Here is a 26485-nt window from a genome sequence, read left to right as displayed (position 1 = left end):
TCAGCCTTTCCACTCATCGGCCAGCAGCCCCCAGATCACGCTGTCGCGCACGCCGATATGGGTGTTCCATTCCGCCCGCAACAGTCCTTCGCGCCGGAATCCGAGGCGATCGAGCAGCGCGTTCGAGGCGGTGTTGTCGGGATCGGTATCGGCGAAGACGCGGCGCTGGCCTTCGGCGAACAGCCGGGTGATCACCGCCGACACCGCCTCGCGGGCGATGCCGCCGCCCCAATGATCGCGGGCGAGGATGTAGCCGATCTCGGTAACGCCGCCCTGTCGCTTCTCGCCCGCTGCGACCCAGCCGATCGCCCGATCCTCGCCGGCCAGCGTGATCGCCCAGCAACGCCAACCCTCCATGTCGGGGCGCGGCGCGAAATAGTCGCGCACTTCCTCGATGCTGGCGAAAGGCGCTCGCGACCACCACGTCATCAGCGCCGAATCCGACAGCGTGGGGAACATCGCCTCGGCATCGTCGACCGTCAGCGCGCGCATCCGCAACCGTGCCGTCGCGAGCGGCGGCACCGCGGTCATAGGACGAGCGCGTCGACCAGCGCGCGCACCTTCTGCTGGCGCCATTGCGGCAGCGGCGCGACCAGCCAATAGCCGAGCGTCGAGGGTTGCGGATCGCCCACCATCGCGACCCGCCCCGCGGCGATATCGCGCGCGGCGAGCAGTTCGGGCACGGTCGCGCGGCCCAGCCCCTGCGCGGCGGCATCGATCGCAAGCCCCGCGTCGCCGACCTGCACCGCCGCATTGCTGTCCTCGGCGCAGCAGCCGGGCCAGGCGATCGCGCCGTCGCCGCCGCCGCCGGCCCGTTCGATCGTCACCATACCGTCCGATTCGATCGCTTCGCCTTCATGCTCGCCCGGGCCGGTGCCCCAGCGGATCGCGAGATCGAGATTGGCCTCGGTGAAATCGACGTCGTCGTCGGCGGTGACGAGCACGATCCGCTGGTCGCCGCCGCCCGCGATCTCGGCGAGGCGCGGCATCAGCCACTTGACGATCACCGCGCGCGGCGCCGCGACCGTCAGCGATCGCGACGATTGCCCCGCCTGCATCGCGCGCACCGCTTCCTCGAACTGGAGGAAGCCCTGCCGCAGCGCGTCGAGCCCCGCCGCGCCTTCGGGCGTCAGTTCGAGCCCGCGCGTGGTGCGGCGGAACAGCACGACGCCCAATGTATCCTCGAGCGCGCGGACCTGCTGGCCGACCGCGGCGGGCGTGACGGCAAGTTCGTCGGCGGCGCGCGTGAAGGAAAGATGGCGTGCGGCCGCATCGAGCACGCGCAGCCCGTTGAGCGGAAGATGCGTGCGCTTCATGGACAATCCCTCATTGCGCCACCGCCGGCGCGATCAGCGCGAAGCGGGGGATCTCGACATCGAAGCTCGATCCGTCTTCGGCGGTCATACGATAACTGCCCTGCATCGCCCCGGTCGGCGTCGCGAGCGGGCAGCCCGAGACGTAATCGAAACTGCCGCCGGGCTCGATCATGGGTTGTTCGCCGACCACGCCTTCGCCCTCCACCGAGTGGCGCGCGCCGCGGCCGTCGGTGATGATCCAGTGCCGCGTCAGCAACTGCACCGTCTGCGTGCCCTCATTCTCGATCCGCACATGATAGGCCCAGAACCAGCGCCCCCGTGCCGGCTCCGATTGCTCGGGCAGATAGCTCACCGATACGCGGACGACGACGCCGTGCGTCTCGGCGACATTGGGGAACAGCGCCCTCATAGCCCGACCTGACGCAGCGCCTGATCGAGATCGTCGATCAGGTCGCGGACGTCCTCCAGTCCGACATTGAGCCGCAACATGCCTTCGCTGACCCCCATGTCGCGGCGAACGTCCTCGCTGACGCCGGCGTGCGTCGTCGACGCGGGGTGCGTCATCAGCGAGCGCGCGTCGCCGATATTGTTCGAGATATCGATCAGCGTGAGCGCATCGAGCAGCCCGTGCGCCTGCGCGCGACCCTCGATCTCGAACGCGAAGATCGGGCCGGCTGCGTCCATCTGCTTCATCGCCAGCGCGTGTTGCGGGTGGCTCGGCAGCCCGGGGTGGAGCACGCGCGGCACGCGGCCTTCGAGGAAGCGCGCGACCTCGATCGCGGCCTCGCTCTGGCGATGCGCGCGCAGATCGAGCGTTTCCATGCCCTTCAGCACCACCCAGGCGTTGAACGCGCTCAGCGTCGGCCCGGTGTTGCGCGTGAAGGAAAGCAGCGTCTCCTCGATAAAGGCTTTGCTTCCCGTCACGGCGCCGGCGAGCACGCGGCCCTGGCCGTCCATCAGCTTGGTCGCCGAATAGGCGACGACATCGGCGCCGAAATCGAGCGGCCGCTGGAGCGCGGGGGTCGCGAAGGCATTGTCGACCACCGACACCACGTTGTTGGCGCGGGCGATGCCGCACACCGCTTCGAGGTCGACGACGTCCATCGTCGGGTTGGCCGGGGTTTCGAAGAAGAACACCTTGGTATTGGGCTTGAGCGCGTCGGCGAAGGTCTGCGGATCGCGGGCATCGACCGTGGTCGTCTCGATCCCGAAGCGCGGCAACAGCGTATCGACCAGCCAACGGCACGATCCGAACGCCGCGCGGCCCGCGACGACGTGGTCGCCCTGGCTGAGCTGGCACAGCAGCGCCGCCGTCATCGCGGCCATCCCCGACGCCATCGTCCGGCACGCCTCGGCGCCTTCGAGCAGTGCGATCCGTTCCTCGAGCATCTGCACGGTCGGATTCTGGAGGCGCGAATAGGTCATGCCGTCCTGGGTGCGCGCGAAGCGCGCGGCCGCATCGCCCGCGCAATCGTACGAATAGCCCGAGGTGAGGAAGATCGCTTCGGAGGTTTCGCCCCATTCGGAACGCGCGGTGCCGCCGCGGATCGCCTGGGTGGCGGGGCGCCAATTGCGGGTGATCTCGCGGTTCTGGCCGGTGCTTTTCTTCATGAACCTCGCTTTGCAAGCGACGATACCCGCCCGTCAACGTCCTTTCCTTTTGGGGGCTGCCAAGCCTTCCTGCGCGATCGGCGCCGCGCTATGCCGCTCGATGATGACCGCGGCGCCGTCTCACCCTCGTCCGATACTGGTGGCGGTGCTGCTCGGCCTCGTCGCCGAGACGCTGTTCCTGATCCGCGTATCCGTGCCCCACACGCTCGTGTTCGACGAAGTGCATTACGTGCCCGCCGCGCGCACGATGCTGGCGCTGGCGGCGCCTGTGAACACCGAACATCCGCTGCTCGGCAAGGCGATCATCGCCGCTGGAATCGCGCTGTTCGGCGATAATAGCCTGGGCTGGCGGTTCTTCTCGACGGTGGCGGGCGCGGTCACCGTCGCCGCGCTGTTCGCGATCACCTGGCAATTGCTCGGCCGGATGCGCCCGGCGGTGCTCGCGGGGCTGTTTGCGATGCTGAGCATGACACTGTTCGTTCAGGCGCGGATCGCGATGCTCGATGGCTTCATGGCGGCGTTCGTGGTCAGCGCTGTCGCGGTGCTGCTGGCGTCGCGGCGTGCCTCGGGCGCGCGCGCGTTGACGCGGGTAGCGCTGGGCGGCGCGTTGATCGGGCTCGCGATCGGCTGCAAATGGGCGGCGGTGCCGTTCCTTGGCTATGCCGGGCTCGCGATCCTCGTCCTCCGCCTTCGAGAGGTGAGCGATCGGGCGTATTGGCGGGGCGTGGTGACGCCCGCACTGCTGCTGGTGCTCGTGGTCGGCGCAGGGGCGGCGTATCTGCTTACCTTCCTGCCCGCCTTCTTCTACGCGAACGACCCGCTGACGCTGGCGACGCTGCTGCCGTTCCAGCTTACCATCTACGCCGAGCAGACGCAGATTCTTGCCCCACACACTTACCAGTCGAGTTGGTGGAGCTGGCCGCTGATGCTGCGGCCGATCTGGTATCTGTACGAGCGCGCCGACGGCGCGATGCGTGGCATCCTGATGATCGGCAACCCAGCGATCCTGTGGGGCGGGCTGGTCGCGGTGGCGGCGAGCCTGTGGGCGAGCGTGCGCGACCGATCAGCGGCGCTATTGGCGATCGTGGCGTTGTGGCTCGGCGCCTATCTGCCGTGGATCGTGATCCCGAAATCGCTGGGCTTCTTCTATTATTATTTCCTGTCGAGCCTGTTTCTCTGCCCCGCGCTTGCGGCGGCGCTCGATCGCTACGTGAGCAAGCGCGCGCAGTCGGCATTCGTCATCCTTGCAGCGGCGTTGTTCGTTTATTTCTACCCGATCATCGTCGCGATGCCGCTTGACGGGCCCGATGCGTTCCGCCGTTGGACGTGGTTCGCGAGCTGGGTTTAGCCGAGGATCGGCATCCACATCGGCTCGCCCGCGAGGCTCGGTGAGCCGCGCAGCTTGTCGAGCGCCGCGGCAACGCTGCGCTCGGGGCCTTCGTGGGTGACGATCGCGACGATCACGCTGCCGTCGGGCATCGCTCCGCGCTGGATCAGGCTTTCGATCGAGACGCCGGCATCGCGCATCGCGGCGGCGATTTCGGCGAGCACGCCCAGTTTATCGGCAACCGCGAAGCGCAGATAGGCCCGACCGCGTCGATCGCCGGTGTCGGCCCCGGCTTCGGCGGCGAGCGCGTCGGCGGGCATCGCGAAGGCGGGGCCGAATTCGCCGCGCGCGATGTCGATCAGGTCGGCGACCACGGCGCTCGCGGTCGGGCCATCGCCGGCGCCCGCGCCTTCGAAGAACAGCCGCCCGACGAAATTGCCCTCGGCGACGACCGCATTGAGTGAGCCCGCGACATGCGCGAGCGGATGATCGAGCGGGACGAGGTGCGGATGGACGCGCTGGAACAGGCCCGTGCCGTTCGCCTCGGCGACGCCGACCAGGCGGAGGCGATAGCCGAGCGACGCGGCCTCGGCGATATCGGCGGCGATCACCTCGCGGATGCCGGTGATCGCGACCTGATCGAAGGCAGGCCGCGTGCCGAACGCGAGACTGGCGAGGATCGCGAGCTTGTGCGCGGCATCGACGCCGTCGATGTCGAAGCCCGGATCAGCCTCGGCATAGCCCAGCGCCTGCGCCTCGGCGAGCACGTCACCGAAATCGCGGCCTTCGCTTTCCATCTTGGACAGGATGAAATTGCAGGTGCCGTTGAGCACGCCGTAGACGCGGCCGATCTCGTTGGCGGCGGCGCCTTCGCGCAGGCCCTTGATGACCGGAATGCCGCCCGCGACCGCCGCCTCGAACTTGAGTGCGGCGTTGGTGGTTTCAGCGGCGCGGGCGAGTTCGAGCCCGTGATGCGCGATCATCGCCTTGTTGGCGGTGACGAAATGGCGACCCTGCTTCAGCGTCTCGCGCGCCAGCGTGAGCGCCGGGCCGTCCGATCCGCCGATCAGTTCGACCACCACATCGGCACGTTCGTGCCGGGCGAGTCCGCCGGTGTCGTCGACCCAATCGAAGCGCGTGATGTCGACGCCGCGATCCTTGGCGCGATCGCGCGCGGATACCGCGACGATCTCGATTTTCCGTCCGGCGCGCCGTGCGATCAGCGCGCCGTTCGCGTCGAGCAGCTTGATCACGCCGGCGCCGACCGTGCCCAGGCCGGCGATCGCAACACGCAACGGTTCGGTCATGCAAGTCCCTCTTCAACCGTCATGCCGAACTCGTTTCAGCATCTATCAGGCGGCAAGCGCCGGGATCGGCTCTCTAGCGGCTGGATGGGCCCTGAAACAAGTTCAGGGTGACGGTAATTTCCTGAGTGCGGCCTATTTCTTCACCAGCCCGATCTCGACCAGCCGCTCGTGCAGATAATCGTGTGCGGTGATCGGCTCGGGATGGCGATCGGGATTGGCGGCGCTGACGCAGCCGGGCAGCGTCTCGATCAGGAAATCGGGCGCCGGGTGCAGGAAGAAGGGCATCGAATAGCGCGAATGCCCGCGGCGTTCGGGCGGTGGGTTGACGACGCGGTGCGTGGTCGAGGGAAGGACGTGGTTGGTCAGCCGCTGCAACATATCGCCCACATTGACGACCATCGCGCCTTCGGGCGGCCGGATCGCGAGCCAGCGGCCATCCTTGTCGAGCAGTTCGAGCCCCGCTTCCTCGGCGCCGAGCAGGAGCGTGATGAGGTTGATGTCTTCGTGCGCGCCGGCGCGGACGCCCTCGGCATCGGCGGGGATGGGCGGATAATGGAGCAGGCGCAGCACGCTGTTGCCGTCCTTGACCGCGCGGTCGAACCAGTCGGGCACCAATCCCAGATGGCGCGCGATGGCGGACAGCAATCGATCTCCGGCGGCGTCGAACGCGGCGAACAATTCGATGAAGGCGTCGCGGAAACCTTCGGGCCGATCGGGCCAGACATTGGGCGCCATGTCGCGCGCGTATTTGTGCCCTTCGGGCAGGTCGCGGCCGACGTGCCAGAATTCCTTGAGATCGACCGCCTCGGCGCCCTTGGCGATCTCGGTCTTGAACGGCGTGTAGCCGCGCGCGCCGCCGCCACCGGCAATATGATAGCCGCGCTTTTCGTCCTCGGGCAGCGCGAACAGCGCCTCGGTGAGCGCCCAGGCGCGGTCGATCAGGTGTTGATCGATGCCGTGATCGGCGACGATCGCGAAGCCGAAGCGCTCGAACGAGCCGCCGAACGCTGCGGCGAACCCATCCGGGTCGCGCGCCTGATCGGCGAGGCTGAGCGTGGGAACATGAGCGGCGGGGGTATCGAGCATGGTCATCGGATCCGTGTGCGGGAAACGAATCGTTATAGATGGCCGCCGCCGCCGCGAACAGCCGGTCAGCCGCTGACGACGATCTTTCCGGTCGCATGGCCGCCTGCCGCCGGGGTGATGTCGAGCCGGAAAGGTTTGCCTTCGTCGGTCGTGCCGACCAGGCCGTCGCCCTTCGTCGTCAGCGAAAAGCCGGCCGCACCGAGTTTTCCGTTGAACCAGTCGCGAACCGTCGCGGGATCGGCAGGGCTGTCGAAATCGACCGTGACCACGCCACCCTTATCGCCCTTGGCGTCGACCGCCATGTTGGCGATCTGCGATCCGGGATAGAGATGGACCCCGTTCAGATCGAAATCCTCGGCATCGAGATGGATTTTGGGCAGCTTCAGTTCGCCCGAAAAGCCCGGCAGATCGACCGATACCTTCCCCGATGCACCGTCGGCGCGGGCGACGACATTGCCATCGCTGTCGGTGCTGTTGATCGTGATCGTCGTGCCGGAATCGCCGTTCGACCCGCAGGCAGCAACCGGCACGACGGCAGTGAGAAGGATCAGCGAACGCCACATCGCGCGGCTCCTTTCGTGTATTGTTATAGCAATACACTATGATCACGCCCGTTGTGCGTCAAGACGGGGTGACGCGGGGCCGGCTTTGAGGCATGACGCACCGCAACATGAGTACCCAGCCCGCCAGGATCGCGCCCGACGCGCCGCCGCTCGGCTTTCGCGAGTTCGTCGCGCTCGTCGCCGCGCTGATGGCGCTGACCGCGCTCGGGATCGATTCGATGTTGCCCGCGCTGCCCGCGATCGGCGACGCGTTGGGGGTCAAGACCGCCAATGAGCGCCAACTCGTCATCACCGCCTTCCTGATCGGCTTCGGCGTCGCGCAGCTCGCGCATGGGCCACTCGCCGATCGCTTCGGGCGCAAGCCGGTGCTCGGGGTCGCGCTCGCGGCCTATGTGATCGCCAATTTCGTTGCGGCCTTCTCGGCGAGCTTCGAGTTGCTGCTGATCGCACGCTTCATCGGCGGCACCGCGATCGCCGCCTCGCGCGTGGTGACGGTGGCGTTGGTGCGCGACTGCTATTCGGGCCGGGCGATGGCGCGCGTGATGAGTCTGGCCTTCATCGTCTTCATGGCCGCGCCGGTGCTCGCGCCGACCGTGGGGCAGACGATCCTGCTGTTCGGATCGTGGCGGCTGATCTTCGCGATGATCGGCGTGATCTCGGCCGGGGTGCTGCTGTGGTTCTGGATGCGGATGCCCGAGACGCTGCATCCGATCGACCGGATGCCACTCTCGTTCAGGCGGCTCGCGGGCGGCTGGCGGATGACGATCACCGACCGCTGGTCGTTGGGCTACACACTTGCCTCGACCGCGCTGATGGGGGCGCTCTACGGCTTCATCAATTCGGTTCAGCAGATCGTGTTCGACGTGTTCGATGCCCCCAAGCTGCTCGTCCTTGTGTTCGCGATCACCGCCTCGACGATGGCGGTCGCCAATTTCCTCAACTCGCGCATCGTGATGGTGGTCGGCACGCGGCGGATCTCGCATTCGGCGCTGGTCGGCCTCATCCTGCTGTCGGGGCTGCATCTCGTCGTCGCGTTGGCGGGCTGGGAGACGCTTGCCACCTTCGCGGTCATCCAGGCGCTGACGATGGGGTGCTTCGGGCTCGCAACCTCCAATTTCTCGGCGATGGCGATGGAGAATATGGGGGCGATCGCGGGCACCGCATCGAGCGTTCAGGGCTTCACCACCGTCACCGTCGGCGCGCTGATCGGCGCAGGGATCGGCCAGGCATTCGACGGGACGACGGTGCCGCTGTTCCTCGGCTTCTTCGTGGCGGGGCTGATCGCGCTGGCGATCGTCGCGCTGGTCGAACGCGGACGGCTGTTCCGCCCCACTTGACCGTCATTTCACCGCACCGCGCGGGAACCGGCAGGGCGTCTGCGCCGTTCGCGATTCGGGTGATGGCCGCGAGGCGCGGCCGGTGGAGACGGACGATGGGCGGTTATCAGGTTTCCGGGCACGGCCCGGGCGACGACGGCTATGACGAGGAAGGCTATGACGAGAGCCAGCGCGCCGAAATTCTGGAGACGACGCGCACCGGCCCGAGCGACGGCACGATCATGGTCGATCTCGATCCCGATCTGGGCGATGACGACGACATCGACGAGGAAGACGACCTGCTGATGGGGGACGACGAACTCGGCGAGGAAAGCGACGATTATCGCGAGTCCGATGCCGACATGGATGAGGACGACGACCAGGCCGATGTCGATGACGCAACCGACGACGAGGACGGTCTCGACGACGACGATGAGGACGCGCTAGAGCCTTGAGCGCCACGCGGACGTGGAACGTGCGCGGCGATGCCCGCGTTGGCTCTCTCTCGCATCATGGACCGGGACAGGAATCGTGCATCTGAGATCGGGTATCGTGACCTTGACGTTGGCACTGGCGGCGTGCGGCGGGGGCGACCCCACGACCGTGGGCAACGGCGCACGCGAATCGCTCAACGCGATCGACATCAACGTGGCAGCGACCGAAGCGCAGGGTGATATCGATACCTATGCCGCGAACGCGCTTGAGAACCAGCCGACGTCTGTGCCGACGCCCGCACCGGTGCCGGCACCGAGCCCCGCCGCCAATCCGCCGGCACCGGGCGAACCCGGCGGCCTGCCCGACGATCGCACGCCCGTATCCGAGGCGCCGTTCACGCCCGAAAGCGCGCAAGGGGCGGCCAACGTCGTCCAGACCTATTACGCGCTGCTCGAGCAGGGGAAGTATCGTGAGGCGTGGCAGCTCTGGAGCGAGGGCGGCAAGGCCTCGGGAATGAGCGCCGAGGCGTTCGCGGCGGCATTCGGCAAGTACAAGGACTATCACGCCAATATCGGCGCGCCGGGCCGCGTCGATGCCGGCGCCGGGCAACGCTATGTCGAGGTGCCCGTGCAGGTCTACGGCACGCTCAAAGACGGCGAGCAGCCTTTCAACAGGCGCGGATCGGTGACGCTCCACCGCACCGCCGAGATTCCCGGCGCCACGGCTGAGGACAAAAGCTGGCACATCGTCAAGAGCGACGTCGCGCCCCGTCCCTGAACCGGGGCTCATGTGCGATGCAGCATTATTTGTTCATCGCAGCGAAAGAAAGCGTGGCCTGATAGCAACAGTCGCCGGAATCGGCGCATCTTTTGTCACCGCATTGCAACAATTCAAGCATCGCGTGGTTTGATCTCTTGCAGCCGCGACCGACCCGCGACCCTCTCGGGCGCCGGCTGATGTAACAGGTACAGCAAGAGGAATTCCCACATGCGCAAGTTTTTCTGGACGGTCGCCAGCGCGGCCGTCTTCGTCGCCGTCCCCGCGTTCGCGCAGGACGCCAGCACCGATACCGGTGCGGTCGAAACCGCCGACGGCACGCGGGCCTTCGGCATCGAGCCCTATGTCGGCATCATCGGCGGCTATGAGCGGTTCGACGACGAGGTGACCCATTCGGGCATCCCGGTTCCCGCGGGCCAGAATTACAAGGGCGGCCTCATCGAGGGCGTCGCCGGTGTGAACGTGCCGCTCGGCCCGGTCTTCGCGGGCGTCGAGGGCAGCGTCGCCAAGGGATTCACCGGCGACATCGATTGGGAATATGGTGCCGCCGGGCGCTTCGGTGTTCGCGCGGGCGATACCGGCCTGTTCTACGGCAAGGTCGGTTATCGCTGGGTCAATTTCGACGCTCTCGGCCCGAACAGCGGCGATTACGGCGAAATGGTCTACGGCGTCGGCACCGAATTCGCGCCGGCGGGCAAGAAGATGAACGACGTCCGCGTCCGGCTCGAAGTCGACACTTATGGTGACGCGCACAGCTTCCGCCCGATGGCGGGCCTTATCGCGCAATTCTGATCGCCACCATCGCGAGCAAGGGAGGCCGGCGGCGCGAGTCGCCGGCCTTTTTTGTGCGGCGCGCGATCGGCGGCGCCGAGTCGGCGCCGCGGACTCCGCCGTCCTACCCCCCGAGCGCGGCGGCGGCGCCGAGGAGTTCGAGATCGTTGCGGTTGACGACCGCGATCGGCACGTCGGCGAGCTGCCGCCCGAACGCTTCCTTCTCGGTCATCCGGTGTCGAAGGACGGGATCGGCGAGCTTGTGGTGGAGCGCGCGGGCGATTGCGCCGGTCAGAAACACGCCGTCCCACGCGCCGAACGCGAGCACGAGGTTGCCGATCACCGACCCAAGCGCGCCGATGAAGGTCGTGAGCGCGGCCTGCGCGACGGGATCGCGCGCGGCGTTGCGCGTGATCTCCTCGGGCGCGGGCGTAGTGGTGCCGCCCAGCGCGGCATAAGCGGTGACGAGGCCGGGGCCGCTGAGCAGTGCCTCGTTGCTCGTCCGCCGCGCCTGGCGTGCGAGGTGCGCGACGACGCGCGTTTCCTCCGGCGTGCGTGCGGCGAAGGTCATGTGAGCGGCTTCGCTCTGCACCGGCACGAACCGGTCGCCGGCGGTGATGAGTGCGGACACGCCCAGGCCGGTGCCGGGGCCGACGAGCAGGAAGGTGCCGCCCGGTCGCACGCGCCGCATCGCGGGGCCGGGGAGCGGCATGAACGCGCTGTCGGGAAGCTGGCTGAGCGCGAGGGCGACCGCCGCGCATTCGTTGAGCGCGGTGGGGCGCGTCCGCAGCACCGCCTCTACGCCGGAGAGCGAGATGTACCAGCGGCTGCCCGTCATGTTGACGACATCGCCGCGGACCGCGCCCGCGATTGCCAGCGCGCTCGGCAGTGTGCGGTTCTCCAGCCCCATCCGGTGCAGATAGGCGACGAGCGCGCTGGTGAAGGTGGGATGATCGGCGGTGTTGAAATGGTGCACGTCGCGCGGCACCAGCCCCTGCTTGCCGCCGCTCAGCCCAAAGCGCACCGATTGGCGGCCGATATCGGCCACCAGCCCCGTTTCGTCGGCCCCCATCCGGCCTCCCTCCTTGTTCGAGGCCGCCTGTCGTCGTCGGCTCTCGCGAAAGGGATCGCTACCACGCGGAAGTTAACAACAAAATCCCTTTGTTCTGGGAAAGATCGTGTCCGAACGATCGCCCCTCCCGCGCGAGGGAGGGGCAGGATCGGCCTACAATACCTCGAACAATCCCGCCGCGCCCTGGCCGCCGCCGATGCACATCGTGACGACGACGTATTTTGCGCCGCGCCTCTTGCCCTCGATCAGCGCGTGGCCCGTCATCCGGGCGCCCGACATGCCGTACGGATGGCCGATCGAGATTGCACCGCCGTTGACGTTGAGCAGATCGTTGGGGATGCCGAGCTTGTCGCGGCAATAGAGCACCTGCACCGCGAACGCCTCGTTTAGCTCCCACAGCCCGATATCGTCCATCTTGAGATCGAAGCGTTCGAGCAATTTGGGAATCGCGAACACCGGGCCGATCCCCATCTCGTCGGGCTTGGTGCCCGCGACCGCGATGCCGACATAGCGGCCGAGCGGCTGGAGGCCGCGCTTTTCGGCGAGCTTTTCTTCCATCAGCACCGCTGCCGATGAGCCGTCGGACAATTGGCTGGCGTTGCCCGCGGTGATCGTCATGTCGGGGCCGAGCACCGGCTGGAGCGCGCGCAGTCCCTCGATATTGGTCTCGGGGCGATTGCCCTCGTCCTTGCTGAGCGTGACCTGCTTTTGGGAGACCTCCTTGGTCTCCTTGTTGGTCACGTTCATCGTCGCGGTGACGGGGACGATCTCGCCGTCGAACTTGCCCGCGGCCTGCGCGGCGGCGGTGCGCTGCTGCGACTGGAGGGCGTATTCGTCCATCGCCTCGCGACTGATATTGTAGCGCTTGGCGACGACCTCGGCGGTTTGCAGCATCGGCATGTAGATATCGTCGTGCATCGCCAGCAGCTCGGGATCGGGTGCGACGCGCATCTGCGGGGTTTGGACGAGGCTGATCGATTCGACGCCGCCGCCGATCGTCACGTCCATGCGATCGTCGATGATCTCCTTGGCGGCGGTGGCGATCGCCATCAGCCCCGACGCGCACTGGCGATCGACCGACATGCCCGCGACTGTCACTGGTAACCCCGCGCGCAGTAGCGACTGGCGGGCGATGTTGGTCGCCTGATAGCCCTGCTGGAGCGCGGCACCGAACACGACGTCCTGCACCTCGGCGCCGTCGATCCCGGCGCGCTGCACCGCGGCCTCGATCGATCTGGCGGCGAGCGTCGGCGACGGCAGAGCGTTGAACGCGCCCCGATAGGCGCGGCCGATGGGGGTGCGGGCGGTGGAGACGATGACGGCGGAACGCATGGCTTTTCCTTTCTGCGGATCGTCACCCCAGCGACAGCCGGGGTCTCAAGCGGCATGAGATGCCAGCCTTCGCCGGCATGACGGTTACTGGTTCAAACGAATATCTGGCTGATCCATTCGGCGATCATCGCGGGCTTGTCTTCGCCCTCGATCTCGACGGTGAATTCGGTGGTCTGCTGCCATTGGCCGGGGCGCTTTTCCTCGAACGCGAGTAGCGTGAAGCGGCCGCGCACGCGCTTGCCCGAGCGGACGGGCTGGAGGAAGCGCACCCGGTTGCCACCGTAATTGACGCCCATCTTCGTGCCCGCGACCCTAGGCGCGTCGGGCACCTTCGCGGCGAGCATCGGCATCAGCGAGAGCGTGAGGAACCCATGCGCGATCGTGCCGCCGAACGGGGTCAGCTTCGCGCGTTCGGGGTCGACATGGATAAACTGGTGATCGCCGGTCGCGTCGGCGAACGTGTCGATCATCTTCTGGGAGACCTCGACCCATTCCGAAAGGGTCGTTGTTCCCACCCTCCGGGCCATTTCCTGCGGCGAAACTTCCGGCACGGCTTTCCTTTCGGGCTCACTTCGTCGTAGCGCGGGCCGAGAGATAGTCTCAGACCCCCGCAATGGGCAAGTGTTCCCGAACCGGAGCCACGAAGATGACCGCTGACGCTATGTCCGCTGCCCGCAAAAGCATGGCAAAGTTGCGCCGCGCGCCCGAACCCGACATTCTAAAACCGCTGATCCAGCGCGCCGACAGTGATTCGGCGACGCGCTACAAGATCATGGGCGAGGCGAGCGGACTGCTCGCCGATCTGCGCGCGGCGCAGAACAAGGGCTGGGTGAACCAGTTCCTCCAGCAATATCAGCTCAATTCGTCCGAAGGTCTCGCGCTTCTAAGCCTTGCCGAAGCGTTCCTGCGCGTCCCCGATCCCGCGACCGCCGATTTCCTGATCGCCGACAAACTGGGCGATGCCGACTGGCGCGCGCATACCGGCAAATCGAACTCGCGGCTCGTCAATTCGGCGACCTGGGGGCTGGTCGTCGGCCGCGCGCTGGTGGGCGAGGGGCAGGCAGGGCCGCTGCGTCGCCTGATCGCGCGCGCGGGCGAACCCTTCGTGCGACAGGCGGTGGGCGCCGCGATGCGGATGATGGGCGAGATCTTCGTGATGGGCCGCACCATTGACGAAGCCCTTAAGCGGATGAAGAAGCCCGAGCATCAAGGCTTCACCGCAAGCTTCGACATGCTCGGTGAAGCGGCGCGCACGCAAGCGGACGCCGCCCGCTATTTCGCGGCCTATACCAAGGCGATCGATGCCGTGGGCCGCGTGGCGGGGGCGGGGCATTCGATCTCGGTCAAATTGTCGGCACTGCATCCGCGCTACGAGGTCGCGCAATACGATCGATGCGTGCCGGCGCTGACCGAGATGCTGGAAGCGCTCGCGGTGCAGGCGGCGGGGCGCGGCATCGCGCTCACCGTCGATGCTGAAGAGCAGGACCGGCTCGACATGAGCCTCGACATCATCGGCGCGATCGCGGGGCTGCCCGCGCTCGATGGATGGGACGGGTTCGGCATGGCGGTGCAGGCATACGGCAAGCGCGCGCGGCCGGTGATCGCCTGGGCAAACGCGCTCGATCGGGTAATGAACGTGCGGCTCGTGAAGGGCGCCTATTGGGATACCGAGATCAAGCGCGATCAGGTGGAAGGGCTGGAGAATTATTCGCTTTTCACGCGCAAGGCGGCGACCGACGTCTGCTATCTCGCCTGCGCGCGTGACATGCTCGACGCCGAGAACATCCGCCCCGCCTTCGCCAGCCACAACGCGCTGACGGTCGCGACGATCGTCGAATGGGCGGGCAACACGCGCGAGTTCGAGTTCCAGCGCCTGCACGGCATGGGTGACGGGCTGTACGAACGGTTGGTTCGCGAGCACGATTACCGTTGCCGTATCTACGCGCCGGTGGGCGGGCACAAGGATCTGCTTGCCTATCTCGTGCGGCGGCTGCTCGAGAACGGCGCCAATTCGAGCTTCGTCCACCAACTCGCCGACGAGCATAAATCGGACGAGGAACTGCTCGCCGATCCGGTCGAGAAGGTGAAGGCGGTGGGCGGCACGCGGCATCCGTCGATCGCGTTGCCGCGCGATCTCTACCAGCCCGAGCGGATCAACAGCGCGGGGCTCGATCTCGGTAATCGGGTGGTGCTGGAGGCCGTGCAGGCGGCGGTCAACACGCCGCATCCGCTGATGGCCGAGGGCGCGATGGCGGCGTACGATGCGGTCAGCGTTGTGGAGGCGATCGACCGCGCGCACGCGGCGTTCCCGGCCTGGACCGCGCGCGAGGTCGACGAGCGCGCGGGAATGCTCGAAAGGCTGGGCGACAGCCTCGAGGAGCATCGCGACGAGCTGATGGCGCTGTGCATCCAGGAAGCCTTCAAATCGATCCCCGACGCAATCGCCGAGGTACGCGAGGCGGTCGATTTCTGCCGTTATTATGCCGCCCGTGCGCGTGCCGATCTGCAATCGGTCGAGCTGCCCGGCCCGACCGGCGAGAGGAACATGATGCACCTCGACGGGCGCGGGGTGTGGGCGACGATCGCGCCGTGGAATTTCCCACTTGCGATCTTCCTCGGGCAGACGGTGGCGGCGCTCGTCACGGGCAATACGGTGATCGCCAAGCCCGCGCCGCAGACGCCGCGCATCGCCGCGCGCGCGGTCGAGCTGGCGCACCAGGCGGGCGTACCCGAGGATGTGCTGATCTTGGTGCCCGGCGGCCCTGAAGTGGGCGCGGCGATCACGGCCGACCTGCGCATTCAGGGGGTCGCGTTCACCGGTTCGACCGGCACGGCGCGGCGCATCGCGCAATCGCTGCTCGCCGACGAGGAGCGCGCGATCCTGCCGCTGATCGCCGAGACGGGCGGGATCAATGCGATGATCGTCGATTCGACCGCGCTGCCCGAACAAGTGGTGCAGGACGTCATCACCTCTGCGTTCCGCTCAGCCGGGCAGCGGTGCTCGGCGCTGCGGTTGCTGCTGATCCAGGAAGATGTCGCACCGGGCATGATCGAGATGCTCAAGGGCGCGATGGATTTGCTCACGGTGGGCGATCCCGGCGATCCCGCGACCGATGTGGGGCCGGTAATCGATCGGGCGGCGTACGACAAATTGATGTCGTATCGCGATGCGGTGCACGACAAATGGCTCAAGACGGTGCCAGTGCCCGACGAAGGGCTGTTTGTGCCGCCGACGCTGATCGAAATCGACGCGATCGAGGAGCTGAAACAGGAATGGTTCGGCCCGATCCTCCATTACGCCACCTGGCCGTCGGGCAAGCTGATCGAGACGATCGGGCGCGTCAACGAGAAGGGCTTCGGCCTGACGATGGGGCTCCACAGCCGCATCGCGCGCGCCGCCGAGGTGACCGAGGCGCACGCGCATATCGGCAACCTCTACGTCAACCGCGCGATGATCGGCGCGGTAGTGGGATCGCAACCCTTCGGCGGCGAGCGGCTGTCGGGAACGGGGCCGAAGGCGGGCGGACCGCATTACCTGTTCCGCTTCGTCGCCGAACGCGCGGTCTCGATCGACACCACCAGCGCGGGGGGCAATGCGAGCCTGCTCAGCCTCGACGAGGGCGGGATCTGAGCCGTGCTTTGCTCTAGCGATCTGCCTCCTTGCGCAGCGCCTTGAGCATCGAATCGTCGATGATCCATTCGTGGTCGGCGACGATGATCGAGCGGACGGGGGTGCCGTCGGCGGTGCGCGACGGCTCGTAGCGATAGCGTTCGGTGATCAGCCGGCACGTCGTCTCGTCGAGCGCCTGATTGCCGCTCGAGTGCGTGATGTGGCAATTCGAGACGCGGCCGCTGGGCAGGACGTAATATTCGACCGAGACCACGCCGCCCGCGCCGGCGGCACCCGCCGAGGCGGGGTAATCCGAATTGCGGATGCGCCCGCCGGTGTGGCGCGGAGGCGAATTGCCGCCCGCACCGCCGCCGTCGCCGCGCCCGCCGCTGCCGGTGCCGTCGCCGATCCCGCCCGCACCGGTGCCGGGGCCGCGGATGTCGGCATTGCCCTGCGTCGGATCGGGCCCTTCGAACGGCTTGATCGAGGTGACGACCACCGGCGGGACCGGTAGCGGGATGATCGGCGTGGGGGCTGCCACCGGCGTTGCGCGCGAGGTGATGTTGGGCGGCGCGGCCTTGCCCTCCGCCTTGGGGCTGAGCCTGGGCTGAATTGTTACTTTCTCGGGCGGCGGCGGCGGTGGAGGAGGTGGTGGTGGCGCCACGCCGAACACCTTGAGCGTCGAATCGACGACGCGGGGAAAGGGGACGTTCAGCCCGGTGACCAGCGCATAACCCGCCAACGCCACGATCGCGGCGGAAAGGCCCGCGGACGACAGCCGGGTGCGCGTACTGGGCTCGGCAACGGCCATCACGCGAATGTGGGCATGGCGTTGCCGTCCAGCAAGCCGCCCGCCTCAGCCCGCCGGCTTGGCCGGGCGCTCGTCGTCCTTGAGATCGACCCGCTTGACCGGCTGCACCTCGGGATAGGGCATGATCATCGTGCCGTCGGGCGCCGCCGTGAAGGCCGTCTGCGTCGGATAGGGAATCGCGATGCCCTCGGCGGCGAAGCGCTTGATGATCGCGACCAGCAGGCGATCGCGGATCGGATGCGCGACCGACCAGTCGCGTCCCGGCACATCGACCAGCAGCGCGAAATCGAGCGAACTCGCCCCGAACGATTCGAACCCCGCCCGCGCCGCCTTGGCACCTTCCGCTTCGACCAGTTCGGTCAGGATCGCGGGCAGGCGGGCGAGCGTTTCGGGCGGAGTTTCGTAGGCGACGCCGATCGTGAACGGCAGGCGGATATGATCGCGCCCGGAGACGTTGAGGATTTCCTTGTCGAGCAGGTTCTTGTTGGCGATGATCCGAAGCTCGCCGGTATAGGCGCGGATGCGGGTCGATTTGAGGCCGATCGATTCGATCGTCCCCGAACTGTCGCCGTAGCTGACCTGATCGCCCTTGCTGAACGGCCGATCGAAGATGATCGCCAATGCGGCGAACAGATCGGCGAAGATGCCTTGCGCGGCGAGGCCGATCGCGATGCCGCCGACGCCGAGCCCGGCGACGAGGCCGGTTACGTTGACGCCGAGATTGTCGAGCAGCACGACGATCGCGATCGCGAACACGACCACGCTGACCAGCAGGCGGATCAGCCCCATCGCGTTGACGATCGCCTCGCCGCGATAATGCTCGGCCGAGGTGCGGTGCTCGATGAAGCCGAGGATGATCTCGCGCGCCCAGATCGCGCCCTGGAAAACGGCGGCGATCGTGAACAGGAAGACGACGAGCTGATCGAGCATCGGCGGCGTCCGCGCATAACCGTCGACCAGCCGTACCGCGGCCATGACGATAAAGAAGCCGGTCGTCCTCGAAACCGCCTTGCCGATGATCGAGATCCAGCTTCCGGTGGGGCGATCGGGATTGCACAATTTGCCGCCGAGCCCGCGTAGCGCATAGAGCGCGGCGACGATGGCGGCGGCGACGCCCGCCGCGATCAGGATCTGGAACCAGTTCGTCTGAATCCAGTCCACCGTATAGCCCATGAATTCATGCGTTCGCGTGCGGATATCGGGAATCGGGACCGAAATGGCGGTGGCGTTCTGGGCGATCATCGATCCCTCTCAGGCTGCTTTGGGCCGGGCGGCCGACTCGTCGGTCAGGAAGGCGATCAGCCCGCGTTCGGCACGCGATAGATATCGGGTCTTGCGCGGCAGGCGAAGCCCCGCGCGGAATGTCGCCTGCCCTTCCCTGACAAGATCGACCAGCCGAGGGTGAACGTAGGATTGGCGCGCGATCGCCGGTGTGTTGCCGAGCGCTCGCGTGACGGGTTCGAGCATCGTTTTGAGGCTGATGTCGTGCCCGGCCGAGGCAAGCGCGTCGAACGCGAGCACGCTCGCGCCCCAGGTGCGGAAATGCTTGGCGGTGAAATCCCGGCCCGTCGCGTCGCGGATATAATCGTTGACGTCGGACGAGCTGACCGGATGCGCCTCGCTCGCCTTGTCGAGCCAGGCGAACAGGTGCTGGCCCGGCAGATCGTCGCAGTTGCGCACGAAGCGGATCAGCGAGCCGTCGGCGATCGCGAGCTGCCGCGTCTTGCCCGATTTGGCCTTGTATTCGAGCTTGAGCACGCGCCCGTCCACGTCGGCGTGGCGCTTCCTGAGCGTGGTCGCGCCATAGCTCTTGTTCGCGGTGACATAGCATTCGCTGCCAACGCGCACGAAGCCGAGATCGAGCAGCCGCACCACCGCGGCGACGGCGCGCGCCTTATCCATCCCGCGGTGGCGGAGATCCTGCGTGACACGCTTTCGCAGTCGGGGCAGGGCGGCGCCGAATTCGGCGCACAATTCGTACTTTTCGGCCTCGCGCGCCTCGCGGAAATCGGGGTGATAGCGATATTGCTTGCGGCCCTTTTCGTCCCGGCCGACCGCCTGGATGTGGCCGTTGGGCCTGGGGCAGAACCAGGCGTCGGTATAAGCGGGCGGCAAGGCGATCGCGTTCAGCCGGTCGATCTCGTCGCGATCGGTGATGCGCGCGCCGTCCGCATCCCGATAGGCCCAGCCGTGGCGCCCCTTCGCGCGGGTGATGCCGGGGGCGCTGTCATCGGAATAGACGATCCTCGCCAAGGGGTTCCTCTCGTGGCTGTGGCTTCTTCCAATGCGCAGTCGATTGCTTCGTTCCGGGGAGCCGGCCGGAAAGCCTGATCGCGTTGACCCATTTCTGCGCCGGACGCTCGACGAGATGGTAGAGCGCGATCGAGGCGGCGAGCACGAGCAGAAGGTAGAGCGCGATCAGCACCGGCGGGATCGCGCTCGCGTCGCTGACCATCAGCAGCTTGAAGACCACGAACAGCAGGAAATGCGAGAGGTAGGTCGCGTAGCTGATCTCGCCGAGGCGATGCAGCGGCCCCCATTCGAGCGGATTGCGCGCGCGACCGGCGGTGAGCGCGAGGAGCAGCAGCAGCGCCGCCATCCCGATGGGCACGGCGAACAATTCGGGCAGCACCCCTGCCGCCCAGCCGCCGAGTAGCGCCGTCGCGACGATCGCGGCGCCGACCGCGGGCAGCAGCGGCCGCTCGGCCCAGCGCAGCCAGAGCGCACACAAGGCGGTGCCCGCGCTGAATTCGGTGAGGCACCTGAGCACACCGAAGGTCGAGATTTCCCAACCGAGCCCCGGCGCGTCGGCGCGCGCCATCACGCCGCCGAGGATCGCGAGGAAGGCTGCGATCGCCGCGATCAGCGCAAGCGTCGGCACGCGGCGCCAGTCGATCGCGCGCGCGAGCAGCGGGAACAGCAGATAGGCGGCGAATTCGGCGCTGATCGACCAGGCGGGGTCGTTCCAGGCGAGTGCGTCGGTGAGCCCCCAATCCTGCACGAGCAGCAGGTGGAGCGGCAGCGCGGCGAAGGGGAATTCGGCCGGATCGTGCCGTCCGGTCGCTGCCAGCGCGAGTGCAAGCAGGGTCGCCGAGGCGAGCATGACCAGGTGGAGCGGATAGATGCGCGCGATCCGCCGCTGCCAGAAGGCGACCACGCTCGCGTTGCGCTCGCGCAACCGCGCGCCATAGGTCAGCCAGATGACGAAGCCCGAGAGCAGGAAGAAGAAATCGACCGCAAGATAGCCCTTGGCGAACACGTCCACCCACGCCTGCGGCAGCCCGGCGATCGACAGGCGGATATGGTAGAGCACCACCATCCACGCGGCGAGGCCGCGCACGCTGGTGAGCGCGCGAAGCTCCGGCCGCGCGGTCATGCCGCCGCCGCCGGTTTGCCCGACTTGAGCCGGCCCGATTTGAGACGGCCTGATTTAAGACGGGGCGTGATCGGGCGCCAGGCCGATTCGCGGCGCTTCCTCGCGAGATAGGTGTCGAGCCCGATCTGCGCGCCGATCAGCATGTAGACGAACGGCTGGAACGCGATCGCGATGAACGCGGCGCCGAGCAGGTAGATGATATGGCCGTGCTGGAGCGCGCTGGCGAGCGGGGCGATCCATGCCTCGTCGCCCTCGGCGCGACCGTAGCGGCGGCGTAGCACCTCCATGCGGAAGATGCCGATCAGGTTGATCGCCAGCCAGAGCGCGAGGCCGGGATAGCCCTGTTCGCCGAGCATCTCGAAATAGGCACTGTGATAGGCGCGCGCCGAATCGACCTCGAGCGTCTTGTCGACGGTCTGCTGCGGGCCCTGGCCCTCGATCTTCACGGTGTCGTAGCGGATGTGGTTCTGGCGGTACGCCTCGAACCCACCGCCGAAGGGGTTCTGCTTCGCGAAATCGATCGTCCACTTCCACACTGCAAGACGGGTCGAGGCCGATTCGTCGGCCTGATAGGTTTTGATCGTGCTCATCCGGTCGGTGAAGGTGTTCGGCAAGAGTGGCACGGCGGCGAGGCCGATGACGCCGAGTGCGGTCACGTAGAGCAGGCGGCGCTTGACGTCGCGCAGCGTCAGAAGCGCGAGCAGGGCGATGCACAGCAGGCCGGTGCGCGTCGAGGTGCCGATCGGGATCAGCAGGCACGCGAAGGCGAGTGCGTAGCAGAAGGTCTTCACGCGCCAGTCGGGCGCGAAGATCGTGCCGAATCGCGGAAACCACAGGATGATCGGGATGATCGCGATCGCGACCGCGGAGATCGTGCTGCCTTCGTAAAGGCCGCTGTTGTTGGTCACCATCAGGTTGAGTTCGCCGTAGCCGCCGCCCGAGGCCAGCGTTTTGATTCCGCCGACGATGATGATCGTCGATGCCGCCACGATCATGAAGGCGAGCAGCGCCTCGATCCTGAGTTTGGTGCGCAAGGTGAGCGGCAGGAAGATCGCGAACGCCAGCGCCTTCCACACCCAATCCCATTTATCGAGCGCTTCCTTGGGGAAGTCGGCGCCGAGCGTGGTCAGCCAGCAATAGATGAGCAGCAACAGGATCAGGAACTGGCGCGGCGCCACGCGGACGTCCCGTTTGTCGTCGGCGATCGCCCAGCCGGCGACCGCGAGCACCACCGCGATCAACGAGATCGGCACCGCGTTGAGCAGGAAATAGCTCAGCCGCTGGGGCGAGACGACGTCGATATAGACATAGACGAGAATGAACAGGAACGGCTTGCGGAAGCCCGCCGCGATCAGCGCGACGAGGAAGCCGACAAAGGCGAGATCATGCATCGCGGCGCCGCGGCGGCTTGGGGGCCGCGTCCTCGCGATCGAGATCGGGACGCTTGAGCAGGCGCCAGAAGATGAGGATCATCAGCCCGTGCGACACGGCGAGCGCGAAATTGTCGATCATCGGCCGTGCAGGTTCCAAGCTCGAAAAGGCGAACGCGAGACGGTCTAGCGTGACGGGGTTGACGCGCCGTTAAACCTTGGCGGGCATGAAGGCGGGGATGCGCATCCTCCACGTCCTCGACCACGGCCTGCCGCTCCAGAGCGGCTACACCTTTCGCACCCGCGCGATCCTGAAGGCTGAAGAAGCCAAGGGCTGGACGGTCGCGGCCGTCACGGGGCCTCGCCACGGCGCCGCGCCGGCGCCGCGCGAGACCGTCGACGGGCTCGATTTCTTCCGCACCGTGCCGCCGCCCAGAACGATGAGCCCGATCGGCGAGCTGCGCGAGATCGGCGCCTTTGCGGCGCGGATCGACGCGGCGATCGACGACTTCAAGCCCGATCTGCTCCACGCCCATTCGCCGGTGCTCGATGCGTTGGCCGCGCTCCGCGTGGCGCGGCGGCGAGGGCTGCCCTTGCTCTATGAGATCCGCGCCTTTTGGGAGGATGCGGCGGTGGGCAACGGCACCGGCCGCGAAGGCTCGCTGCGCTATCGGGCGACCAAGGCGCTCGAGACCTGGGCGGTGCGGCGCGCCGATGCGGTCGCGGTGATCTGCGACGGCTTGCGCGACGACCTGATCGGGCGCGGGATCGATCCGGGCAAGATCCTGGTGTCCCCCAACGGCGTCGACCTGACGCTGTTCGGCGATCCGCCGCCGCGCGACGCCGCGCTTGCGGCCGACCTGGGGCTCGATGGGGCGGAGGTGATCGGCTTCATCGGCAGCTTCTACGATTATGAAGGGCTCGACGATCTGATCGCGGCGATGCCTGCGCTGGTCGCGGCACGGCCCAAGGCGCGGCTGCTGCTGGTCGGCGGCGGGCCGATGGAGACGGCGTTGCGCGCGCAGGCCGCGGCCTCGCCGGTGGCCGGGGCGATCAGCTTCGTGGGCCGCGTGCCGCATACCGAGGTCGAGCGCTATTACAGCCTCGTCGACGTGCTCGCCTATCCGCGCAAGGCGATGCGGCTCACCGATCTCGTGACGCCGCTGAAGCCGCTCGAGGCGATGGCGCAGGGCAAGCTGGTCGCGGCCTCCGACGTCGGCGGGCACCGCGAACTGATCCGCGACGGCGAGACCGGGACGCTGTTCGCCGCCGATTCGCCGCCGGCGATCGCCGCCGCGCTGGCGGGGCTGTTCGGCGATCGTGCTGGCTGGGACGACCGCAAGGCGCGCGCGCGCGGCTTCGTCGAGCGCGAGCGTAACTGGTCGTCAAACATTTGCCGGTACGAGCCGGTGTACCGAAGGCTCGTCGAAGCCGCAGCCCCGAGTAGAACATGGTCGCCACCTTCCGTCGTCAACGCCTGATCCTGCCGATCGCGCCGGTGGTGTCGGGGGCCGTGGGCCTCCTCACCGCGCTCGCTTTCGCGCTGCTGCCGATCGCGGGAATCGAGCAGGCGGCGGTGGCGAGCGGGCTGGCCGGCGTGCTGCCCGCCGCGGCGCCGCCGCTCGGCATCACCGCGCGGATGGGGCTGATCCTCGCCGGCGGCGCGGGCGTCACCGCGCTGCTGTGGGCGGGGTTGTACCTCGCCGTCGGCACGCGCGCGCTGGCGCTGACCTTCGGCGGCGATCGCGCCGAGCCCGACGCCGTCCCGGTGCTCCGCCGTGCCGACGCGCATCCCGATGCGCCCGCGCGCCGGCCGATCTCGGCCGCACGCGATCTGGGCGAGCCGGTGATCGACCTCGACCCCGTCGAACGCGACCTTCCCGACGATCTCGACCAGCCGCTCGCGGCATTCGACCCCGGCGCGATCCTGCCGGTGCCCGCCGAGCCGGTGCGCCCGGTGACCGCGCTCGCGCGGATCGAGCGCCCGCAGGTGTTCGACCCCGGTGACCGGCTGGAGACGTTCGCGCTCGCGCCGATCGTCGCGCCCGAGCCGCCCGCGCGTCGCCCCGAGGCGACGATCCACGCGCTGCTCGACCGGCTCGAACAACGCGTGGCGCGACGCGACCAGCCGCTGCCCGTGCTGTGTGCCGCCACGACGGGTAATCGCGTCGACGAGGCGCTCGGCGCGCTGCGCAGCCTCGCGGCGCGTTAGGGCTGGTTGCGTTCAATCGGGATCGCCTAATCCTCTGTTGGTGCTGAAAGAAGAACGGCGCTTCGACAAGCTCAGGGCGAACGGTTGAAGTTCAATGCTCGCGTACCTCCCCAGCGAAGGCCGGGGTTCAGTTACGAGCGGCCCGATGCTGGGCCCCGGCCTGCGCCGGGGAGGTGCCAGAAGATTGAGGGTTCCGCAGGGTGGCTGGGACGCGAAAGGTTAGGCGAAGGTGAGGCCAAAACGATGCCACAGACTCACCGATCCTCGACCGTGAGCGCCTGAAGCTCGGCCTCGATCCGATCGGGGGAAGCGCGCATCGCCAGGATCGTGAGATCGGCGACGAGATGGCCGGGCAGCGCGAACTCGCGGTCGGGCAGCGCGGTCAGCCAGTCGTCGAGCGCGGGCGTGAAGGCGCCCGACAGCGTCAGGCGATGCTGCGCGCCGGTGAAGGTCGCGCTTGCCCAGCGGATCCAGTCCGCATCGGTGATCGCGCAAGCGACGCCGTCGGCGGCGGCCGCCGCGACCAGCGCGCGGGTGAGCAGCGTTCCCGCATCGGGGCCGCGGCTCATCGGTCGCCCCCCACGAGCGCTTCGAGCGCGGCTTCGATGCGGGCGACGGTGCGTGTGCCGGGCTCGCGGCCGCGCCGCAGATCGCCGACCAGCCGGGGATCGTTGACCGCGATCCGCCCGAACTTGGTGGGCGGCATGTCCGATTGCCGCAGAAACCGTTCGATCTTGCCCAGCACCGTCATCTCCAAACCCCGTTTCGACTCGGTTGATGTTCTTTAAATGTTCCTCAATTTCCAACTTGTCTAGGAAAAATCCTATTGCTATGATGGCGGCATGGAACGGGGCGATCCGCGCGCTGCGCTAGCGCGGCTGGTGGCGCTGCACGGCGAGAGCTATGCGGCGCTGTCGCAGCGGCTCGGGCGCAACCCGGCCTATCTCCAGCAATATGTAACGCGCGGATCGCCGCGCGCGCTGGCCGAACGCGACCGGGCGACGCTTGCCGCGTGGTTCCGCGTCGACGAGGCGGTGCTGGGCGCACCCGAGCGCGCGGCGGCGACGGTGATGGTGCCGCGGCTCGACGTCGCCGCCTCGGCGGGGCCGGGCGGGATCGTCGACGACGAACGGGCGCTGGCGGGGACACGCTTCGATCCGGCGCTGATCCGGGCGCTCGGCGTCGATGCGGCGCGGCTGTCGCTGATCCGCGCGCAGGGCGAATCGATGCTGCCGACGATCGCCGACGGCGACGAGATCATGGTCGATACCGGTGACCGGCGAGTGACCTCGCGCGGGGGCATCTTCGTCGTGCGGGTCGACGGCGCGCTGATGGTCAAGCGCGTCGCGCGTGCCGGGCTGGGGCTTTCGATCCGCAGCGACAACCCGGCCTGGCCAGGAATCGAAGGCGAGGCGGCGCGCGGCGCCGAGGTGATCGGGCGGGTGGTGTGGCTGGGGCGGGCGCTGCGGTGAAAACCCTCCTTTCCCTGAGAGGGAGGGGGACACAAGGAGAGCGCTGCTTCCCTCCCGTCATTCCCGCGGAAGCGGGAACCCATCACCCAACGCTATCCAAGAGGAGAACGGAGGAGATGGGTCCCCGCTTTCGCGGGGATGACGGATGAAGGGTGGGAGAATCACCGCCGGCGGTCGATGAGCCAGACGGCGACCGCCATGCCGATGCCGATGGCGGTGCCGACCAGGAAGCCCTGCGTCGGCTGGCCGACGACGAGGCCGACGGTGACGCCGATGATGACGGCGAGCGCGATCAGGGCGCCGCCGGCGACGGGGGATTTGGAGGAACCTGCCATGCGTTCCGCCCTGCCATGTCCCGCAGCGGTACGCCAGCGTTCCGTTGCGGGATGCTGGGGACAGCGATCGGGGGGATGGTGAACGCGCATTGACCACCGCGCGGCGCGGCGGGCGGGCAAAGCGCGTGGGCTGGCACGGGGCTTGTACCCCGCCGGTCGATCCGTGGATGGAGTTTCGATGCCGGTCTATCTCACCAGCCCCGCCGACGTGGACGATGCCGTCGAGCTTGTCACCCGGTTCGGCGCCACCGCCGCGAGCGAGGCGGCGTTGCGTGCCGACCGGAGCCGGACGCTGGGCAACGCGATCCATTTCTGCCGCTGGCGGCAGATCGGGCGGCTGATCGCGCTGATGGGCGTCGAGGAGGCGGTCGGCACGGTGCATTGAG

At 67.7% G+C, this 26485-nt stretch carries 29 protein-coding genes; 10 read left to right on the top strand and 19 right to left on the bottom strand.

Annotated elements, in window-relative coordinates; translation table 11 throughout:
• The 4 genes from DFR49_RS17465 to DFR49_RS17450 are packed head-to-tail and all read right to left on the bottom strand — an operon-like array spanning window position 1 to window position 2927.
• The gene (locus DFR49_RS17465; protein WP_119036940.1) at window positions 1-531 is read right to left on the bottom strand and encodes a GNAT family N-acetyltransferase; all 531 of its coding nucleotides are present in this window, start codon (window positions 529-531) and stop codon (window positions 1-3) included.
• On the bottom strand, window positions 528-1316 hold the full coding sequence (locus DFR49_RS17460) for a LysR family transcriptional regulator (protein WP_119036939.1): 789 nt from the start codon (window positions 1314-1316) through the stop codon (window positions 528-530). Before DFR49_RS17460 ends, DFR49_RS17465 begins: the two co-directional genes overlap by 4 nt.
• Window positions 1317-1326: 10 nt before the next feature.
• Window positions 1327-1725 carry a Co2+/Mg2+ efflux protein ApaG gene (gene apaG, locus DFR49_RS17455; protein ID WP_119036938.1) on the bottom strand — a complete coding sequence of 133 codons (399 nt, stop codon included), beginning with the start codon at window positions 1723-1725 and terminating at the stop codon, window positions 1327-1329.
• Entirely contained in the window at window positions 1722-2927 is a 1206-nt protein-coding gene (locus DFR49_RS17450; RefSeq protein ID WP_119036937.1) for a trans-sulfuration enzyme family protein, read from the bottom strand. The genes apaG and DFR49_RS17450 overlap by 4 nt, the downstream gene beginning before the upstream one ends.
• Window positions 2928-3030: 103 nt before the next feature.
• Here DFR49_RS17450 and DFR49_RS17445 point away from each other — a divergent pair, with 103 nt between their 5' ends.
• Window positions 3031-4275: a glycosyltransferase family 39 protein gene (locus DFR49_RS17445; RefSeq protein ID WP_119037288.1), complete on the top strand. Its 1245-nt coding sequence runs from the start codon at window positions 3031-3033 to the stop codon at window positions 4273-4275.
• Here DFR49_RS17445 and DFR49_RS17440 read toward each other — a convergent pair.
• The 3 genes from DFR49_RS17440 to DFR49_RS17430 form a co-directional block, all read right to left on the bottom strand.
• Complete coding sequence (locus DFR49_RS17440; protein ID WP_119036936.1) at window positions 4272-5561, bottom strand: homoserine dehydrogenase; 1290 nt, start codon at window positions 5559-5561, stop codon at window positions 4272-4274. The genes DFR49_RS17445 and DFR49_RS17440 overlap by 4 nt on opposite strands.
• A 132-nt stretch (window positions 5562-5693) precedes the next feature.
• Entirely contained in the window at window positions 5694-6647 is a 954-nt protein-coding gene (locus DFR49_RS17435; protein ID WP_119037287.1) for an isopenicillin N synthase family dioxygenase, read from the bottom strand.
• A 65-nt stretch (window positions 6648-6712) separates the two neighbouring features.
• Window positions 6713-7210: a hypothetical protein gene (locus DFR49_RS17430; protein ID WP_119036935.1), complete on the bottom strand. Its 498-nt coding sequence runs from the start codon at window positions 7208-7210 to the stop codon at window positions 6713-6715.
• A 92-nt stretch (window positions 7211-7302) separates the two neighbouring features.
• Between DFR49_RS17430 and DFR49_RS17425 the strand changes: the two genes are divergently transcribed.
• The 4 genes from DFR49_RS17425 (at window position 7303) to DFR49_RS17410 (ending at window position 10530) form a co-directional block, all read left to right on the top strand.
• Window positions 7303-8547, top strand: coding sequence for a multidrug effflux MFS transporter (locus tag DFR49_RS17425; RefSeq protein WP_119036934.1), 1245 nt, complete (start codon window positions 7303-7305; stop codon window positions 8545-8547).
• Between the two features lie 95 nt (window positions 8548-8642).
• Window positions 8643-8981: a DNA primase gene (locus DFR49_RS17420; protein ID WP_119036933.1), complete on the top strand. Its 339-nt coding sequence runs from the start codon at window positions 8643-8645 to the stop codon at window positions 8979-8981.
• Window positions 8982-9078: 97 nt separating this feature from the next.
• On the top strand, window positions 9079-9738 hold the full coding sequence (locus DFR49_RS17415) for a hypothetical protein (protein WP_245968616.1): 660 nt from the start codon (window positions 9079-9081) through the stop codon (window positions 9736-9738).
• Window positions 9739-9948: 210 nt separating this feature from the next.
• Complete coding sequence (locus DFR49_RS17410; RefSeq protein WP_119036932.1) at window positions 9949-10530, top strand: opacity protein; 582 nt, start codon at window positions 9949-9951, stop codon at window positions 10528-10530.
• A 103-nt stretch (window positions 10531-10633) separates the two neighbouring features.
• Here the strand turns inward: DFR49_RS17410 and DFR49_RS17405 are convergent, their stop codons facing one another.
• The 3 genes from DFR49_RS17405 to DFR49_RS17395 form a co-directional block, all read right to left on the bottom strand.
• Window positions 10634-11581, bottom strand: a complete 948-nt coding sequence (locus DFR49_RS17405) for a glucokinase (protein ID WP_119036931.1) — start codon at window positions 11579-11581, stop codon at window positions 10634-10636.
• A 153-nt stretch (window positions 11582-11734) separates the two neighbouring features.
• Window positions 11735-12913 (bottom strand): acetyl-CoA C-acyltransferase, encoded by a 1179-nt coding sequence (locus DFR49_RS17400; protein WP_119036930.1) that lies wholly within the window; start codon window positions 12911-12913, stop codon window positions 11735-11737.
• A 92-nt stretch (window positions 12914-13005) separates the two neighbouring features.
• Window positions 13006-13440: a MaoC family dehydratase gene (locus DFR49_RS17395; RefSeq protein WP_119036929.1), complete on the bottom strand. Its 435-nt coding sequence runs from the start codon at window positions 13438-13440 to the stop codon at window positions 13006-13008.
• Between the two features lie 119 nt (window positions 13441-13559).
• On the opposite strand from DFR49_RS17395, the gene DFR49_RS17390 reads away from it, so the two are divergent.
• On the top strand, window positions 13560-16544 hold the full coding sequence (locus tag DFR49_RS17390) for an L-glutamate gamma-semialdehyde dehydrogenase (protein ID WP_119036928.1): 2985 nt from the start codon (window positions 13560-13562) through the stop codon (window positions 16542-16544).
• Window positions 16545-16557: 13 nt separating this feature from the next.
• On the opposite strand, the gene DFR49_RS22425 is transcribed toward DFR49_RS17390, so the two are convergent.
• The 6 genes from DFR49_RS22425 to DFR49_RS22420 are packed head-to-tail and all read right to left on the bottom strand — an operon-like array spanning window position 16558 to window position 22222.
• Window positions 16558-17334 (bottom strand): TonB family protein, encoded by a 777-nt coding sequence (locus tag DFR49_RS22425; protein WP_119036927.1) that lies wholly within the window; start codon window positions 17332-17334, stop codon window positions 16558-16560.
• A 45-nt stretch (window positions 17335-17379) separates the two neighbouring features.
• Window positions 17380-18576 carry a mechanosensitive ion channel family protein gene (locus DFR49_RS17380; protein WP_170151048.1) on the bottom strand — a complete coding sequence of 399 codons (1197 nt, stop codon included), beginning with the start codon at window positions 18574-18576 and terminating at the stop codon, window positions 17380-17382.
• A 9-nt stretch (window positions 18577-18585) separates the two neighbouring features.
• Window positions 18586-19587: a DNA topoisomerase IB gene (locus DFR49_RS17375; RefSeq protein WP_119036926.1), complete on the bottom strand. Its 1002-nt coding sequence runs from the start codon at window positions 19585-19587 to the stop codon at window positions 18586-18588.
• Complete coding sequence (locus DFR49_RS17370) at window positions 19562-20710, bottom strand: acyltransferase family protein (RefSeq protein ID WP_119036925.1); 1149 nt, start codon at window positions 20708-20710, stop codon at window positions 19562-19564. Before DFR49_RS17370 ends, DFR49_RS17375 begins: the two co-directional genes overlap by 26 nt.
• Complete coding sequence (locus DFR49_RS17365) at window positions 20707-22101, bottom strand: putative O-glycosylation ligase, exosortase A system-associated (protein ID WP_119036924.1); 1395 nt, start codon at window positions 22099-22101, stop codon at window positions 20707-20709. Before DFR49_RS17365 ends, DFR49_RS17370 begins: the two co-directional genes overlap by 4 nt.
• Window positions 22094-22222 (bottom strand): hypothetical protein, encoded by a 129-nt coding sequence (locus DFR49_RS22420; protein ID WP_281271792.1) that lies wholly within the window; start codon window positions 22220-22222, stop codon window positions 22094-22096. The genes DFR49_RS17365 and DFR49_RS22420 overlap by 8 nt, the downstream gene beginning before the upstream one ends.
• A 97-nt stretch (window positions 22223-22319) precedes the next feature.
• Here DFR49_RS22420 and DFR49_RS17360 point away from each other — a divergent pair, with 97 nt between their 5' ends.
• Window positions 22320-23561 (top strand): TIGR04063 family PEP-CTERM/XrtA system glycosyltransferase, encoded by a 1242-nt coding sequence (locus DFR49_RS17360; protein WP_119037284.1) that lies wholly within the window; start codon window positions 22320-22322, stop codon window positions 23559-23561.
• Window positions 23531-24292: a hypothetical protein gene (locus DFR49_RS17355; protein WP_119036923.1), complete on the top strand. Its 762-nt coding sequence runs from the start codon at window positions 23531-23533 to the stop codon at window positions 24290-24292. The genes DFR49_RS17360 and DFR49_RS17355 overlap by 31 nt, the downstream gene beginning before the upstream one ends.
• 254 nt (window positions 24293-24546) lie before the next feature.
• On the opposite strand, the gene DFR49_RS17350 is transcribed toward DFR49_RS17355, so the two are convergent.
• Both DFR49_RS17350 and DFR49_RS17345 read right to left on the bottom strand, forming a co-directional pair.
• Window positions 24547-24861: a hypothetical protein gene (locus DFR49_RS17350; RefSeq protein WP_170151047.1), complete on the bottom strand. Its 315-nt coding sequence runs from the start codon at window positions 24859-24861 to the stop codon at window positions 24547-24549.
• Window positions 24858-25043 carry a hypothetical protein gene (locus tag DFR49_RS17345; protein ID WP_119036922.1) on the bottom strand — a complete coding sequence of 62 codons (186 nt, stop codon included), beginning with the start codon at window positions 25041-25043 and terminating at the stop codon, window positions 24858-24860. The genes DFR49_RS17350 and DFR49_RS17345 overlap by 4 nt, the downstream gene beginning before the upstream one ends.
• 91 nt (window positions 25044-25134) lie before the next feature.
• Between DFR49_RS17345 and DFR49_RS17340 the strand changes: the two genes are divergently transcribed.
• Complete coding sequence (locus tag DFR49_RS17340; protein WP_119036921.1) at window positions 25135-25764, top strand: S24 family peptidase; 630 nt, start codon at window positions 25135-25137, stop codon at window positions 25762-25764.
• 161 nt (window positions 25765-25925) lie between these two features.
• Here DFR49_RS17340 and DFR49_RS22060 read toward each other — a convergent pair whose 3' ends face one another.
• Window positions 25926-26099, bottom strand: a complete 174-nt coding sequence (locus tag DFR49_RS22060) for a hypothetical protein (protein WP_170151046.1) — start codon at window positions 26097-26099, stop codon at window positions 25926-25928.
• 178 nt (window positions 26100-26277) lie between these two features.
• On the opposite strand from DFR49_RS22060, the gene DFR49_RS17335 reads away from it, so the two are divergent.
• Window positions 26278-26484 (top strand): hypothetical protein, encoded by a 207-nt coding sequence (locus tag DFR49_RS17335; protein ID WP_119036920.1) that lies wholly within the window; start codon window positions 26278-26280, stop codon window positions 26482-26484.
• Window position 26485 lies beyond the last annotated feature (1 nt).

The sequence above is a fragment of the Hephaestia caeni genome (assembly GCF_003550065.1).
Taxonomy (GTDB): Bacteria; Pseudomonadota; Alphaproteobacteria; order Sphingomonadales; family Sphingomonadaceae; genus Sphingomonas; species Sphingomonas caeni_A.
The sequence above is the reverse complement of the archived record's forward strand: the minus strand, read 5'-3'. Positions and strand labels throughout refer to the sequence as shown.